Origin of the sequence: Phaeobacter sp. 11ANDIMAR09, from assembly GCF_001294455.1 — a bacterium.
Classification (GTDB): Bacteria; Pseudomonadota; Alphaproteobacteria; order Rhodobacterales; family Rhodobacteraceae; genus Pseudophaeobacter.
The window spans coordinates 59,155-74,740 of the sequence record NZ_LIKT01000024.1; the positions used below are offsets into that span (position 1 = coordinate 59,155).

Consider the following 15,586-nt stretch of genomic DNA (forward strand, 5'->3'; position numbering starts at 1 on the left):
AGTATCACTCAGAGAGCCGTTGATGTACTAACGGGCAAAATTGAACGCAACGGCTCTCATATCCTTCATGGCAACACCAAAGAACACATCAGTCATCAAAGCGTTCGAAATTTTGAACGTGTTCAGCCGGAACAATGGCGCGCTGACTGCGCCAGAAGTTGCGAAGGCAACTGGACTAAATCTCTCAACAACACACAGATTCTTGCTGACCCTCGAAAACTTGGGGGCCGTCGCTCGCTCGCCTGGCAATCGTTACCATCTTGGAATGATGGTTGCCGAACTGGGCAAGAAAGTTACGAAACGCGACGTGTTTGCCGAACGCGCGTCCGGACATGTAAAAAAGCTATGTGATCGGCTAGATGAGACTATTTCTTTAGCGACATTTGAGGACGAACGAATTCAGTTTGTCGCGTGGGCCGAACCCAAACGACCACTCTTTTTCCATCTCCGCCGCGACGAGCCGCTTCCCTTGCACGCAAGTTCTTTGGGGAAGATCTTTCTGGCAGCGCTACCGACAGTCGCTCGTGAAGAAATGATCTCAAAACTGGTCTTTACGAAACTTACACAGAATACATTGGATAACGCTGTATCATTCCGGCGCGAGCTACAGGAGGTTTCCAAAGCTGGATTCGCACGTGACAGTCAGGAACTTGAGGAGGGCTTAGACTGTGTCGCGATGCCCATTCTTGACACCGACGGAAATGTCTTTGCTGCATTGTCTGTCTCCGCCCCAAGCTCTCGGATTAGCAGATCAGTACTCAGCCAGATCAAAGAAGCACTTTCGTCAACCGTATCGGACATTCAAAAGGCGCTGTTTATTGAGAACAAGATATTGCCGGGTAAGGCAAAGCCAAAGGGCAGTTTTCCTCATGTGAAACGGGTTGGGGATTTTGCATTCATTTCAGGAACCAGCGCTCGAAACCCTGATGAGAGCTTTGCCGGTGCCACAGTTAGGCGTAACGGCGAGGTTGTGCTGGACATCACCAAACAAACTTCAGCGACGATCCAGAATATTGCAGACATACTCGCCAGCATTGGTGCCGAACTGTCCCACCTTGTTGAGCTGGAAGCGTATCTTGTGGACATGAATGATTATGATGCGTTCAACGCTGCATATGAGCAGTTTTTCGGGGCAGATGGGCCAACCAGAACCACTGTTTCGGTGGAGGCGCTTCCGCACCCCCACCAGCTCATTATGGTTAAAGCCACCGCTTACATCCCTAGCTGAGCAAAGCTTGGTCGACTAAGAATCCACTGATTTCATGGATGTTTGGCCAAGAGGTACGGCATAAGCACCCTTACCCAGTAAGATGACTGCAAACGAAACAACAATCAAGAAAGCAGGATATTCCCATCCCCCGCCTTCATAGGCGAACATCCAGCCCTTGGAGCCATGCACAAACAAAATGGTCCCAATCAGAATGGGAATGAGAGCTGCGGCAACAACCCGAACAAACAAACCAAGAATTAGTGCGGCACCGCCAATCAGCTCAACGCATGTAACCAGATATGCAAGTGAACCGGGCAAACCCACGGATTCAAAGAAGCCGACAGAGCCTGCCATCGTGAATGTGAAGACCTTTAAGCATGCATGTGCAATGAACATTGCTCCAAGCGATGTGCGCAGCGCGAGAGCAGCATAGTCGGTCTTTTCTTGCTGGGTCATTTTATTCTCCAAATGTGATTGCTGAGAGTTATTATCGGTTCCACGCAGGGCTGATTTCAGTGCCCCACCCTTGAAAATATCCAAGCCTGATGTTCAGGCCCGCGAGGGGTTCGAGATACCTGGCGACGGCGAGTTCACCGACTTTAATGGGCTCAAAGCCAATTTGCCGGGTAAGTTCGGCAACTTGCTCAACGGACACTTCGTCATCACCAGCAACAAAAACTTGCGGAGGGTTTGCCTTTTCGAAAGCGTTCGAGCCATATACCTGCGCGAAGACTGTATTGAACGCCTTAACAACTTTCGATTTGGGAATGAGCTTCTGGATTTCCTCGGCCGCTGACGTCGTATGGCCAACGGTCAACGCTGAAAAATCTTCCGTAAGCGGATTTGTTAGGTCAATCACGACCTTGTCCGCTAATTCATGTAGCTGCTTGGCTTCCTTTACGCCGTCAAATGGCATCGCAAGCACCACAATGTCGGATTTTTCAACTGCCGTGGCATAAGAAACGCGCTTGGGGCCATCTCCGTCGTGCGCTCCTACGGATCTAGAACCGACGATGTATGAAATTCCATTTCTGGACAATGTATCGGCGAACGCCATACCTACATTGCCAGTACCCAAAACTGCGACTTGCATGATTTACCTCCAATTTTCATTGCACAGGGTCAATATATTTGGTTGGCAAAATGCCCTCAATCAGCATAATATGGAACTTATTAGTTCTTCAGAGGAACCAATGGATCTACTTTCATCGATGAGAGCTTTTGTTGCTGTGTCTGAACGTGGTTCGTTTGTGAAGGCCGCGCAGCAGTTGCGAATGTCCCGCCCGATGGTCAGCAAGCATATTGCAAACCTCGAAACCCACCTCGGGGTTCAACTGCTCAATCGAACGACACGTTCGATTTCACTGACGGATCAAGGCCAAATTCAGCTCGAACAATTTACAAGACTCCTCCACCAATTGGATGAAAGCATGGACACTGCACGGGGCCAAAGAAATCACGCCAAAGGAGTGCTTCGTGTTAACGCCCCAATTTCGTTTGGTTCCACACGTCTGACACCGCTAATCCTGAACTTTCAGAAGCAGCATCCAGATCTTAAAGTCGAATTGACCTTAAGTGACCGCTTGGTTCATTTGATAGACGAAGGCTACGATTTGGCTGTGCGCATTGGAACCCTTGGTCAATCGGATGTCCGTTGTGTAAAAATATCAGAGTGCGAAATGATTTTGTGCGCATCTCCTGGCTACATCGAAAAACACGGGGATCTGAGCAGTGTAGAAGACCTAGGTACAAGAAATTGCCTCGTCTACGAGTATTTCTCGACGAAGGGTTCGTGGACTTTTCAGCATGCAGGGGGTCTCACAAAAGTTGCAGTTTCTGGAAATTTCTCCTCAAATTCAGGCGAGGCGCTTGCAGCTGCAGCATGCGAAAGTTCCGGAATTGCATTCCTGCCCGAATTTCTTGTTACCCGTCTACTGGAGGAAGGCAGATTGAAAAGGCTATTTGTTTCTGCAAAACCACCGGCGCTTCCCATACAGATAGTGTTTCCAAATTCAAAGTTCCTGCCACTAAAATCGCGGCTATTTGTTGACTATCTTAAGCAACGGCCAGTTTGAACGTTGCCACTTAAGCAACATAGGGCGGTCAGTAATTGACCTGTTCGAAACCATAATTGCCGCCAAAGTCGTACCATTCGACGAAGACGGAACGATGATAGATGCGTGGGCAGTTTGACCCCCAACGCTCTAGACCGAGGTGGGCGTCAGGGAGCGCCGTCGGTGTTGATCGCGACCAAGAAAAGTCGCCTTGTGTGCCGTAGGTTCCCAGATAAATATTCGCCGAACGATTGCAGTCGCCATCGCGCCCAGATTCATGCTGGCGGGCATATCGAACATCAAAGACGCGGATGGAGCGCACGAAATTGAACTCTTGTCCGCTGATATCGATGTCAGCTCGATCTTGAATCAGTTGGAGCGCAAAATCACCTTGGGACATTGCACCAGAAGATCCGTTTCTTCGCAAAATAGCATTCTCTGGGACTGTTGCGGTGCTCCCATCCCTCATTGGAACCGACTGAAGCGGAGGACCTTTTCGTTCATTGGATAGGATATCGTAGATCCGACCAAAGTCGCTTTCCGTTTGATCAGTTGGATATGAGACTCCCATGGGGCACCGCCAAATCTGCAACGGGGGCTCAACAGGCCATGGCGTGATCCGCCGGATGAATTCCGCACGTGCCCGTGCGCACGGAACCGATGCGGGCCAGCCACCAGACAGACACAAGAGGATTGCACAATCGATCTGGTAGGTTTGTGCATAGGACCGCGTTGCAAACACCACATTGGTAACAGACAGTGCCAATACAGCAGAAAGTGAGTACATTCTGAGCGACCGCAACATGAACATCATCCTTATCAGTAGGGATGTCCCAGCATGTCTTTAATAATACACTAATGCAACACATAATATATCTGTGTATTTATACGCATAAGGTATATTATGTTAAATAAGGTGAGTGAGTTATGCGTTTCAACCCAGAGCTGCCCGTGATCAAGGTTCCCGTGGCCACAATGATGCTATCCGCTGGAAGTGCATTATTGTGGCATAAGTTGCACCATCTCACGACGAGCTTTGTTTCCGCCAAGAACTAATAGAAATCTGGGTATCAGATATTGGAGTGTCCTCATTCCAACGATCCCAGAAGGCAACTGTTTGGCTATCTGGTTTCATCTTTGGCTCAGCGATCCGAATTCGCGTTGGCAGCAGGCTGGCATCGCCAACAACTAGTGCTTCGCCAATATCCAGAACGGGCAGCAGATCACCGAAGCTTCCAAGGCTATCGGGTAAGAGACGTTTGATAACGCTTTGATCGTCACTGTTGGTCAGACGCATTGCAACCACATTATTACACTGGCTGAGTACAGTTCGATTTACTTCTGAAGGCCGCTGACTAATCACAACAAGGCCAATTCCGTACTTTCGACCCTCTTTGGCGATCCGTTCAAATATCTCAACAGCGACGGCGTCAGAACTATCCGCCTGCATGCGTTCCGGAATGTACAGGTGGGCCTCATCACACATAATTGCGATTGGATGACGCTTGTCGGATTTCGTCCAAAGGCTGGTTGAGAAGAGGATTTGAGCCAATAGGCTCACCATCAGTGGCAACACGTCAGACGGTACCTCTGAAAAGTCAATGATTTTTATGCCACCTTCGTGGTTGTCTTGTGCTCCACGTCCGGCAGAGATGGCGTGGACCATCCGTTCCAGCCAAGCCATGTCCATACATTCTGGTGGTGGCTGGAACAGAAAAGCCAGACGGCGGTCATGCTTCTTGGCTTCCAGGCGACCAATCAAACGGCTGAGTTTTCCGTGATACGGGCCCTGCTTTTCGCGGTTCCCCGTCCCTGGGACCATCTCTTCGTCCAGCTTCTTAAGTTTATCGAGGACGGTGTTAATATCGAAGGGTACAGGGCTATCGATCGTAAAGTTTTCCAGGATCTCTTTGTGCTCCACTGGGTCAAGAGTGCTCTTCTTAGCGTCAACGACTGCACGCGTCATGATCATTGACTGGTTCGGAGCATTCTGGTCACTACGGTCAACAAACAACGACAACAAGGCCTCATAGCCCAGCAGCCAGTACGGTAGATGAAGAACGCCATCAGCCAAACCGCGATTGTGTTCAATGTCTGACGGTCCGGCGATCCGAAGGTGCCTGAATGCTGCACTTTTTAGAGGGCGATATTCGCCATGGATGTCGAATAAGACGGCATTTGCTTGCGGCAACTCGGAAATCTGATCGAGCAACCTTGCTGTGGTCCAAGACTTCCCGGAGCCCGTACTGCCGACTATTACCGCGTGGCGTTGAAATAGCTTGTTCCCATTTAGATAGGCGATAGCTTCGTCATCCAACGTGAAATGACCAAGGGATAGCTTAGGACCGTCAGTTTTAACGTCGGAAATGACTTGCATGAATTTGGTAAGCCGCTCGCCATCCAGCGAAAAGCAGTTTGCGTCGATTTCGGGAACAGTCTCAAGAGTACGGCGAAACACGTTCTGATCAGTTCCGACTCGGTCGAGCAGTGTGCCAATGAGAGTGACTTTCACCAAGTTGTTTTCGTTCGGAACGAGATCTTCGTCGCCGAGTTCGACCTCCTCCAGTTCGCGCGTGTCTGGCTTCCGAGTAATCTTTACGACAATACCAATTAGGTGCTGGCCGGGCTTGCTGCTTTGAAGAACAACCAGCCGGTTGACCTGGAGACGTTTGAGCCGGTCCAGATCATCAACGCGTATAGTGACCGCAGCGGTATCGACTGAAATGACGCTGCCAAGGGATTCTGTGTCGGAGAAGTTGAAAATCGACATTTACGCTACCTAAAGGACAAATTTGTTGAAGCCGTCGAGCGACCAGAGATCTGGTGTTGTGACATCGGTGCCCTCCGGATAGGTAGGCGAGTAAACTCTGCTACCGGTTCCGGATAGTTCGATTCCCAAGTAGTTTGCACCGGCCTTGTTTTTTAGGAAGTCTTTCGCTTCTTCCGTCAACGTTCGGGCCAGTACCACTGTAGGGACGTTCCGCTCACGGCATCGCTCGATGAGTTTGGGGTGGATGTGCTGGTCTCGAAAACCAAAACCCACACAAAGGAAGGCAGAAGCGGCTTTTAGTGCAGCATCGGCTCCGTTGATGGTTGTGCGAAACGGATCTTCATAGGTCTTTTCGTACTTGTTTAACCCCGGCGTTACGATAAGAGGCGTGTACTGATCTTTCGATGGCAGCTCGAACACTGGTAGACCTATAGACCTATCGTCGGTGGTACGGAACCAATCGAGAGACCCGTGGATCTTCCAAATCTTGACGACGCGAGCGGACTTTGTCCCGTGAACCAGTTTCACGCGGCCCGTACTTTCCCACGTCTGAATGTAGCCCGGCGCAAAGCCAGTTTGAAACAATACGTTCTTGGAGTTGCAGGCAAACTCGGCAACGCGGTCATAATTTGTCGTGACCACATGTATCTCACTATGCGTACTGCTGAACATGTTGGCCAAGAGTCTACCCAAAGCGAAATCACCGTTGTGGGCGGCCGCTTCCAGCAACTGCTTATCTTTGTCGTTCACGCAACGCCAAGTGAGGCTTACAATTTTTGTTAGCAGCGATTCAGGAAGTGTTTTGCCTTCCAAAGCTGCCTCGAGGTGATCGCCGTTGGCTAGTGCTGTCTTGACTAGAAGCCAAGCATCGCCTTCCACGTCACCCTCGGTTTCCAAATTTTCACGTAGATAAGTACTAAGGTCACTCATACTGGGAAGCCCGTGAGGCATTGATGCTCCGCTGCCGAGGACGATCGTGGGGCAACCCTGATAGCATGATTGAGCTATCTTGGCGATTTCTTCTTCTGTCACGCTAGACTATTCCTAAAAGCCGAAGATAATAAAATATGTCTTCTGACTATATTCGTCCGCCAGAAAATAGGAAGTGAAACAATATAGAAGAATCAATCTTAGATTGATCAAGTTATCATTAGGGCCCGACCCGGCCAGATGAGAGAAAAATCATTAAAGAGTTGCTGTTGAACATACCGGATGTCCTGGCTTTCGCACATTTTACATTGGGTGGCGGGTTCTCCGAGATCTTCAAACCCGATGCAAGTCCAGCCTTTTCGGAGAACACCTTGTTGCGACCACTTTCCAAACGACGACATTTCAGGCCCCTGGCCTTCTGACACAGGCAGTTTGATCAGATATCCGCGCGCCAGCTTCTGTTTGACCAGATCGGAAAGGGCAGATTCAGCTTCGGTTTGTGACGTGTACCAATCGTGGCGATGCCGCCCCCAAGTTCCAAAGCGGCCCCACTGACGATGGACGCCGGTCTGACCAAAGAGGTCTTTGGTCAGCTCTACAGAATAGAACCGGTTCATATTAAGTGTGGGATCAACTCGGCCCATATCAATTTGCATCAATCTCCACCTCGCTCATTGGAACATAGTCGATTGAGACTCGTTTAAGACGAGGCTCCTTCTGATCAAGACCCCATCGGCGCTCCGTATAGAACTCAAGTGCCTTCCGGGTTCTGGCCTCCAGCACGTCTGCGGTGAACCCGAATTCAATACGGACCACGCGCTGTTGCGCCTCAGTCAATCTAGAATGCGGCTTGAGTTTCAGAATGGCCCAAGTGAACCAATCATCATCACGGGGTACTGAATCAACCGATTTGGTTGCTTCAAATGAACGCTCTGGATCTATCCGCGCGGGGTGGAAATCACGGAAAGCCTTCCGCTCAAGGCACCAGGCACGCACATGCAGTCTCACCCCGTCGGAAGCGAACCGAACCGGCGCAATCCAGCGAGTCATAGGTTCTGGATCTCGCATCGATTGATAAACTATCCTCGTTGCCTCTTTCGCCCTGAAGGCGCGGTAAAGCGGCCGTAGGACACGCAGGTCCTGAGTGCGTTGCAAATCTGGCAATTTATCGAATGCGGGAGATGGCGCGCTGGCCAAGAGTTGCTCCAGCTCCATCGAGGACGCCTTTCCACTGAGCCGTTCAAAGCTGTCATGGGCAAGGTATTGGCGCGACGACGCATCATAGTGCAGTGCATCATTTGACGCTTCGGCGAGGTAAGCGCGAAAATCGAGAGCGGCCTGCGCATTCGAAATACCAAAACGCTTGATCAAGGAAGCACGAGTCGCTGCACCGTCCCAGAAAAACAGTCTGTCGAGGTATTCCAGGCGCGCACGTTGGGCATGTTTGAGGTCTTCGAAGGGCATGGGGGAAGGATATCTTGACTCCCCACTATTGTCCATATAGTTTTTATATGTGTAATAATTAACGGTGCGCCATGAGAATACTTCATACTGCAGATCTGCACCTGGGGCGGCAGTTCATGGGGTTGAGCCTCGAGGAGGATCACGAGACCATACTGAGTCAGATTCTTGAGACGCTTGTGGTCGAACGGGCCGATGTTCTTGTGATCGCCGGGGACGTTTTTGACCGTGCCTCGCCGCCCAATTCGTCGATCCGGCAGTTCAATCGCTTCCTCAAGCGCGTGGCAGAGAAGACCGAAGCCGCCGTGGTGATGATCTCTGGAAACCACGATTCCGGCGACCGGATCGAGGCAATGTCTGTCTTCTCCACTGCGTCGAGGGTGCTGGTGCGCGGAATCGCCGATGCGGTCGAAACTCCGCTTGTGCTGAGTGACGAGCATGGCGAGATCGCCTTTTCCGCGCTGCCCTTTTCCTATGAATTCGCCGCGCGGGAAGTGTTCGGGGATGAGGGTATCAGCACGCCAGCAGATGTCATCGCAGCCCAAATCTCCGCAGCGAGAGGTCAGGTGTCCGAAGGAGCGCGTTGGGTTGTAGTGGCTCATGCCTTCGTTGCGGGCGGCGCGGTCGGTGAGACCGAGCGCGCCCTGACACGGGTTGGCGGGATCGAAACTGTGCCCTCTGATGTCTTCGACGGGGCGGATTATGTGGCACTGGGGCATTTGCACAAGCCGCAGGAAGTTGGCGCGAGCCATATTCGGTATTCCGGCGCACCGCTCGCGTTCGGTTTTGATGAGGCGGGAAGCGAAAAATCCATGACTGTTGTCGATCTCAAAGCTGAAGGGGTTGAGATACGTACCGTGGCTTTCCGTCCGATCCGGCAAGTGCGCTCGTTGACCGGGGCATTCTCGGATCTCCTGGCAGGAACGCCGTCTGAAGACTTCATCCAGGCCAATCTGACGGATGAAAACCCTCTGATAGATCCGATGAAGCGGTTGCGCGCGACCTACCCCAATGCCTGCCATCTGGCCTACGACCGACAGGGTCGCGCCCCAGAGACCAAAATGCTTAGCGGCGGGCATGCCGCGGTCACGCCGTTAGATATGGTCGGCGACTTCATGAAGGTTGTGCACGGCCGGGAGCCAAATACCACCGAAGTCGCGATCGTCGCGGACAAGCTGCATGCAGCAGCCTCCGGGGAGGAGCAGGCATGAGACCCATTCGCCTAGCGCTTCAGGCCTTCGGGCCGTTCGCGACAACCGAGGTAGTGGATTTCCGCTCCGCGCTGGAGACAGGGCTGTTCGGAATCTACGGCCAGACAGGGGCTGGGAAGTCGACGTTGTTTTCGGCGATGTCTTTCGCGCTTTTCGGTGCACCAACCAAGACCGATCAGGAACCACGCTCGCTGCGTTCAGATTACTCTGCGCCCGATCTGCCCACTGAAGTTGAATTTGTCTTTGAATTGGGTGCAAAGACCTACCTGATCCGTCGTCGTCCGGTGCAAGAGCGTCCGAAGGCGCGCGGTGAAGGGATAACAGAAGACGCGGCAGTAGCTTCGCTTTTCGACGTCACCGGAATCCCGGTGGACACGCTTGGCCCGAGTCAGTCTGGCCGCGTCATTGCTGAAAAGAAGGTCTCGGTCGTGGGTCAACAGGTCGAGGCGCTGCTGGGTTACGGGGCAGATCAGTTTCGACAGATCGTGCTCTTGCCGCAAGGCAAGTTCGAGACGTTCCTTGCCGCAAAAACTGATGCGCGGGTCGAGATATTGCGAGATCTCTTCGACGTGAAGATCTATCGCGATCTCGCCGCCCGGCTGAAGGAAGAAGCCTCAGAGGCAGAACGAGCGTTGCGCGACCAGCGTGCACTCTATGTGGCCCGGCTTGAGGAACGCGGTTTCGAGAGCGCTGAGGCACTGGAACTAGGAATTTCTGCGGCGGAAGCTAAAGTAGCAGAGAAGCAGGGAATTCAGCAGATCGCAGAGACGGCGAACGAAGCCGCGCGCAAGGCTCTGACCGAAGGCGAACAGATCGAAAAGGCTTTTGCTGCCGTCGATACGGCGCGGAAGGCATTTGACAGCCTAGAAGCGAAAACGGGTGAGATTGATGCGCTGGCCAGGCGGGTAGAGGTAGTCAGCAATGCCTTGCAAGCCCGTGATCTTGAGACGGCTTGGCACAATGCGGAACACGACGGACGACTTGCGGTGGATGCTGTTTCCAACGCTGAAGCGGAGCTCAATACCGCCAATGAGGCGAAGAAGGAAGCAGCGCAAAAACTGATCCAAGCTCAGTCGGGCGATGAGCGACGGCAGCAGGTTCAGGCCGACCTGACAAAGTTGGAGGCGATCGAGAGCCAGGTCGGGCAGGCTGCGGAGCTACAGAAAGCGCTTGATAAGGCTGCGCAGGAGGAAGTCTCAGCGAAAGAGGCGATGACCGAGGCCTTAGAGGCCCGCGAAAAGCTCCAAACTCAGCGTGATGCGACCGATCTGGCGCTTGAACAAGCGCGAAAGACTGAAGCGGGGCGGGGCAAGCTGACCGGTGAGCTGGCCGAAGTCGACCGCGAAAGGGTCAAGGCAGCGGTGCATGCAAAGGCGCAGGGGGCTGTCGCGGATGCGGAACGAAAGGTCGAAGCGGCATCGAGCAAGCTGGTGAATAAGACCGATGCGGCACAGGCTGTCGAGGCGACCCTGACTGATGCCGAGGTCCGGCTTTCGCGAACGCAGGCGATCATTCTGGCCGAAAAGTTGACCGAAGGAGCGCCCTGCCCTGTCTGTGGTTCCCACGATCATCCTGCGCCGGCCCATGGCGCGCCCGAACAATCTGGTTTGACCGAAGCGTTTCGCAACGCGCAGGCTGAGGCGAGAACTGCAGCCGAGGCCCGGGTTCGGGCGGAAACCGAACTCGGCAATTGCCGAACGTGGCTGGATGAAAAGAAGCGGGCGCTGGACGAACAGGAACGACCCGAGCGTACGATGGCAGAACTCGAAGCTGAAATTACTCGGCTGGATGGCGCTATCGCCACACTTGGAGAAGCCGTTGATCTTGACGCGATGTCGAAGCATTTGGCCGACCTCAAACGGAAAGTGACCGAGGCCGAAGCTGCCGAGGCTACGGCGCGATCTGCTTCAGGACAGGCTGAGGCCACTCTTGTTGGGGCGCGCGCCAAGCGCGATACAGTGGTTGAGTCCCTGCCAGAAGGTCTGCGCATGCCTGAGGCGGTTGTCGCACGACGGGAGGCTTTGCAACGCGAGCAAAGGCAACTCTCCGAGGCGCTGGAACAGGCGACGCAGAAAGACCGAGCGGCCAGCGAAGCGCTTACCCGTGCGCAAGAGCAGCTCGAAGCAGCGAAGCGGGCGTGCGACGCACAGGCGCAGCGCGTGGAAAAGGCGCATGGTGATTTTGGCGCTCGGCTGGCCGATGTCGAGCTGGACAAAGCAGGATATGAGGCGTGCAAAGCGCATTTCCCGACCCTCGACGCTGACCGTAAGACGGTTTCCGATCATCGTGAGGGCCTGATCGCGGCGCGCACGACATGGCAGAACGCCACGGCCGCTTGTGTGAATTGCGAGCGCCCGGACCTCACCCCGCTTCGGCTGGCACTCGACAACGCGACCCAGGAATTGAATGCCGCCAACGATGGGCTCTCCTCGTCCAGAACAGATGTATCGTCCCTGACCAACTTCAAGAAATCGCTGGCCGAAGCCTTGGCCGAAACCGAGCGGCTTGAATCCGAAACCGGTCCGCTTCGAGGGTTGGCCGATCTGGCCAATGGCAAGAACGATTTCAAGATAACGCTCGAGACTTTTGCGATTGGCGCTATGTTCGACCATGTGCTCGAGGCGGCGAACATGAGGCTCGACCCTATGACGCGCGGGCGCTACCGGCTTGCACGAGGGCTCGAGGCATCGGGTGGGCGCGGCAAACGCGGACTCGAAATCGAGGTCTTCGACATTAACACTGGCAAAGCGCGTCCAACGGCTACCCTGTCCGGTGGCGAGACATTCATCGCGGCACTAGCCTTGGCGCTTGGGCTCGCCGATGTGGTTGAGAGCCTGTCTGGCAAAATCCGGATGGATACGATCTTCATCGACGAAGGCTTCGGTAGCCTCGACACCGAGAATGGGGCGGGCACGCTGGACCAAGTGATCCAGGTTCTTGCTGCGTTGACAGAGGGCAGTCGGGCTGTGGGTCTGATCTCGCATGTCGGGCTGGTGCAGGAGGCCATACCACAAGGCTTCTACGTACGTTCGACACCGAGCGGCAGTAGAGTTGAAGAAAGAAGGGGGCTAGGATGACGGAACGGTGGTACTACCGAAAGGCCCACAACCGCCGACTGTTGACGGGGCGAACAATCCCCGTCCGTGGCGGTTGGGTGCTACAGAGTGGTCAAGGAAGCAGGAAGAGCGCGTCATTCAAACGGACTTGTCCAATATGCGGGGCACCGATCCTAAGTGTTGGCATGCCCAGAGGTGGGTGGGTCCACTTCGAGGGACGTAAAGGCCTGACACGGATCAAACACCCATGTCTGCATCTTGGCGACGGTTTGAGCGGCCGCCGCGATGAGAACACGCCAGATCTTTTCACGGCGCACTAAAAAGGCCGTGAGGCTTTTTGAATTTTGACCTACTCCCCTAGGAGCCCGTGTTTGTAAGTTTGTTCTGTTAAAAATGTTAATGAGCTTCGGCTCAGCATTTTAGAATTCTGTCTTTTCTTTGCGCCTTGCGTCACCTCAATCGAATGTCTGCCTTACAGACCGCTACCCGCCGTTACAGATGGCCATGGATACGCATTCTCTAACATTGACTTTCAGAAAAACATACCCTATTTTCTGACAAGGAGATAGATCATGATCACATCGAAGATCAAACAACGCATCATCGGAAAGGGCCGCGGGGCGATTTTTGCGCCGTCGGACTTTCTGGGCATCGGGTCCCGCGCCAGCGTGGACCAGGCGTTGTCGCGTCTGGCCGATCATGGTGTGATCCGGCGCCTGACACGTGGGCTCTATGACTATCCCAAAAAAAGCCCGCGCTTTGGTTATCTGTCACCGTCAGCGGACGATATCGCGCTGGCTGTGGCTCGCAAGGACAACCAGGCCCTGCAACCCTCCCCCGCCATGGCGGCCAATCAGCTGGGACTCTCAGCCCAGGTGCCGTCCAAACCGACCTACATGACCGATGGCCCAACACGGGTCAAAACTATCGGTCGGCAGGTGATCCAGTTCCGCAATGCCTCCTCCAAGACGCTCGTCGGAGCTGGCCAGAAAACCGGTGCCGTGTTTCAGGCGCTGCGTTATGTCGGCAAGGATCGGGTCGATGATCAGGTGATTGGCAAGTTGGCGCGTTCGCTGGACGACAATGATAGGGCTCTGCTTTCCAAGCAAAGCAAGCATGTGCCAGCCTGGATGCATCCTGTCGTGCAGCAGATCGTTGCGCTTGCCTAAGTATGGATCAGTTTGCCAACGACACCCCAGAACAACGGGACGAGGCCTTCCAAGAGGCAGCGGCGCAGCTCGGGATGTCCAAGGCCATCATTGAGAAAGACTTCTGGGTCTGCTGGTCCCTGAAGCAACTCTTCGCCCTATCCTCCTTTGGCGATCACATGATCTTCAAAGGAGGAACATCTCTCTCTAAGGCCTATGACGTGATCTATCGCTTCTCGGAAGACGTGGACCTTTCCCTAGATCGGGCACAGCTGGGTTTCGAAGGGGATCGCGATCCCGAGAACCCCGACCTGTCCGGCGGAAAACGCAAATCTTTGCTGCAAGAACTGCAGGAGGCGGCAGAAGCGGAGGTGTCCGGTCCGCTCTTGGCCGAAGTTCAGGCCGGGTTCGATGCAAGCCTGGATCAAGGTTTTTCCCTGTCGGTTGATCCTGGCGACGCACAAACTCTACTCTTCGCCTATCCGTCGTTGACGGGCGAGGCCGATGGCTACGTCAAACCCATTGTGCGTTTCGAGTTTGGGGCGCGTGGCGTTCACTTGCCGGCCGAAGTTCGCGAGATATCGCCATACGTGCATCAAGCCTTTCCTGATCTGCTGGGATCAGGTGGGGTGGATGTGAAAGTACTGGGCGTTGAGCGAACCTTCTGGGAAAAAGCCACAATACTGCACATGCTCTATCATCAGGATCCTGCCAAACCCCTCGCCGACCGGATGTCGCGCCACTATTACGATATGGCTCAGCTCATCAGGCATGAGGCCAAGGAGCGTGCCGTCGGCAGCCTGGATTTGCTGGAACAAGTCGCTCACCATAAATCGGTTTTCTTCAAGGCGGCCTGGGCCAACTACGAAGAGGCGAAACCAGGGTCTCTGAGATTGATGCCGAATGAGGGCCTGACTGCTGCATTACGTAGGGATTATTCCGGTATGCGGGAGATGATCATCGGGGATGCACCGAATTTTGATGACATCCTGAGTGCCATTGAGGCTTTTGAGGGTGAAATCAACAACTGACCTATCGGTCTGTATATTTGTCAGGGACAATTGGATAGGCGCCTTGACGATATTGAAGATATCCGGCACGTTGCACTTGGCCTCTAGTGCATGCCGGTGTGCCCGCCACGCAAAGCTACGCAGCACTTCATACATAAATGAACAACCCAGACCAATTGCGGGATCTGGTTAGTAGCGGGCACCTAGTCGGATCCCTATTTTGGGAACTGAACAATGACTACGAAAACAAAAATCGATGAACTGAAACTCCTTGCAAAACGCTATGCGCATGCCACACGCTCAAACCACCGTGAGGCGCTTGATGCGATTGCCTCTGAGCTGGGCTTTCCGCATTGGAAGGCGCTAACGGTCAAGGCCAAGCAAGGCTGGATGCCGAGCGTGGAGGCGCTTGCCAAGGCTGATACCTTTGTTCGCGAATTCTTCCCTTCACTCGGAGGCAAGCCGCAATTCATTGAGCAAAGCATGTCGCGACCAGTCAGTGAGTCGATCAAAGCAGGCGATATTGATGGGCATGCCTACCAGCTTTTTGAGTTCTCAGGTGACATTCGCATGGAAGGTGATGGCTGGCGCATCCTCATAGGCGAGGCTGATTTCTCTCAGCCTGTGGTCGAGATCGAAACCACTCATCAAGAATCCAGTCCGGCAAATGACAATGGCTTTGTTGAGAAGGCGCTTGTTATTGCCGAAGCCCAGGCTGTGAAAACTCGTGCATCCA

At 53.7% G+C, this 15,586-nt stretch carries 13 protein-coding genes and 1 pseudogene; 7 read left to right on the forward strand and 7 right to left on the reverse strand.

The genetic code is table 11. The annotated features are described in order from the left end of the window. Window positions 1-67 precede the first annotated feature (67 nt). Complete coding sequence (locus tag AN476_RS22515) at window positions 68-1,228, forward strand: IclR family transcriptional regulator C-terminal domain-containing protein (protein ID WP_083464386.1); 1,161 nt, start codon at window positions 68-70, stop codon at window positions 1,226-1,228. 15 nt (window positions 1,229-1,243) lie between these two features. Here AN476_RS22515 and AN476_RS17735 read toward each other — a convergent pair whose 3' ends face one another. Both AN476_RS17735 and AN476_RS17740 read right to left on the reverse strand, forming a co-directional pair. After that, window positions 1,244-1,666: a DoxX family protein gene (locus AN476_RS17735; RefSeq protein ID WP_054463108.1), complete on the reverse strand. Its 423-nt coding sequence runs from the start codon at window positions 1,664-1,666 to the stop codon at window positions 1,244-1,246. Between the two features lie 31 nt (window positions 1,667-1,697). Further along, complete coding sequence (locus tag AN476_RS17740) at window positions 1,698-2,303, reverse strand: NADPH-dependent F420 reductase (RefSeq protein ID WP_054463110.1); 606 nt, start codon at window positions 2,301-2,303, stop codon at window positions 1,698-1,700. Window positions 2,304-2,403: 100 nt separating this feature from the next. On the opposite strand from AN476_RS17740, the gene AN476_RS17745 reads away from it, so the two are divergent. After that, window positions 2,404-3,285: a LysR family transcriptional regulator gene (locus AN476_RS17745; protein ID WP_172684847.1), complete on the forward strand. Its 882-nt coding sequence runs from the start codon at window positions 2,404-2,406 to the stop codon at window positions 3,283-3,285. Window positions 3,286-3,313: 28 nt separating this feature from the next. Here AN476_RS17745 and AN476_RS23590 read toward each other — a convergent pair whose 3' ends face one another. The 5 genes from AN476_RS23590 to AN476_RS17770 all read right to left on the reverse strand — a co-directional run bounded on the left by AN476_RS23590 (window position 3,314) and on the right by AN476_RS17770 (window position 8,428). Further along, the gene (locus AN476_RS23590) at window positions 3,314-3,664 is read right to left on the reverse strand and encodes a hypothetical protein (RefSeq protein WP_371257365.1); all 351 of its coding nucleotides are present in this window, start codon (window positions 3,662-3,664) and stop codon (window positions 3,314-3,316) included. Window positions 3,665-4,288: 624 nt separating this feature from the next. Continuing rightward, on the reverse strand, window positions 4,289-6,034 hold the full coding sequence (locus AN476_RS17755) for an ATP-binding protein (protein WP_054463116.1): 1,746 nt from the start codon (window positions 6,032-6,034) through the stop codon (window positions 4,289-4,291). A 9-nt stretch (window positions 6,035-6,043) separates the two neighbouring features. After that, window positions 6,044-7,066: an SIR2 family protein gene (locus AN476_RS17760; RefSeq protein WP_157063798.1), complete on the reverse strand. Its 1,023-nt coding sequence runs from the start codon at window positions 7,064-7,066 to the stop codon at window positions 6,044-6,046. A 107-nt stretch (window positions 7,067-7,173) separates the two neighbouring features. After that, window positions 7,174-7,620, reverse strand: a complete 447-nt coding sequence (locus AN476_RS23250) for a WGR domain-containing protein (protein WP_054463119.1) — start codon at window positions 7,618-7,620, stop codon at window positions 7,174-7,176. After that, window positions 7,610-8,428 (reverse strand): WYL domain-containing protein, encoded by an 819-nt coding sequence (locus AN476_RS17770; RefSeq protein ID WP_054463121.1) that lies wholly within the window; start codon window positions 8,426-8,428, stop codon window positions 7,610-7,612. Before AN476_RS17770 ends, AN476_RS23250 begins: the two co-directional genes overlap by 11 nt. Window positions 8,429-8,499: 71 nt before the next feature. Between AN476_RS17770 and AN476_RS17775 the strand changes: the two genes are divergently transcribed. The 5 genes and pseudogenes from AN476_RS17775 to AN476_RS17795 form a co-directional block, all read left to right on the forward strand. Next, the gene (locus AN476_RS17775) at window positions 8,500-9,636 is read left to right on the forward strand and encodes an exonuclease SbcCD subunit D (RefSeq protein WP_054463122.1); all 1,137 of its coding nucleotides are present in this window, start codon (window positions 8,500-8,502) and stop codon (window positions 9,634-9,636) included. After that, window positions 9,633-12,713, forward strand: coding sequence for an AAA family ATPase (locus tag AN476_RS17780; RefSeq protein WP_054463123.1), 3,081 nt, complete (start codon window positions 9,633-9,635; stop codon window positions 12,711-12,713). Before AN476_RS17775 ends, AN476_RS17780 begins: the two co-directional genes overlap by 4 nt. Before the next feature lie 551 nt (window positions 12,714-13,264). After that, entirely contained in the window at window positions 13,265-13,861 is a 597-nt protein-coding gene (locus tag AN476_RS17785; RefSeq protein ID WP_054463124.1) for a DUF6088 family protein, read from the forward strand. A 2-nt stretch (window positions 13,862-13,863) separates the two neighbouring features. After that, window positions 13,864-14,871, forward strand: coding sequence for a nucleotidyl transferase AbiEii/AbiGii toxin family protein (locus AN476_RS17790; protein ID WP_054463125.1), 1,008 nt, complete (start codon window positions 13,864-13,866; stop codon window positions 14,869-14,871). Window positions 14,872-15,084: 213 nt separating this feature from the next. Then, window positions 15,085-15,586 (forward strand): annotated as a pseudogene (locus AN476_RS17795) (hypothetical protein); the annotation flags it as partial.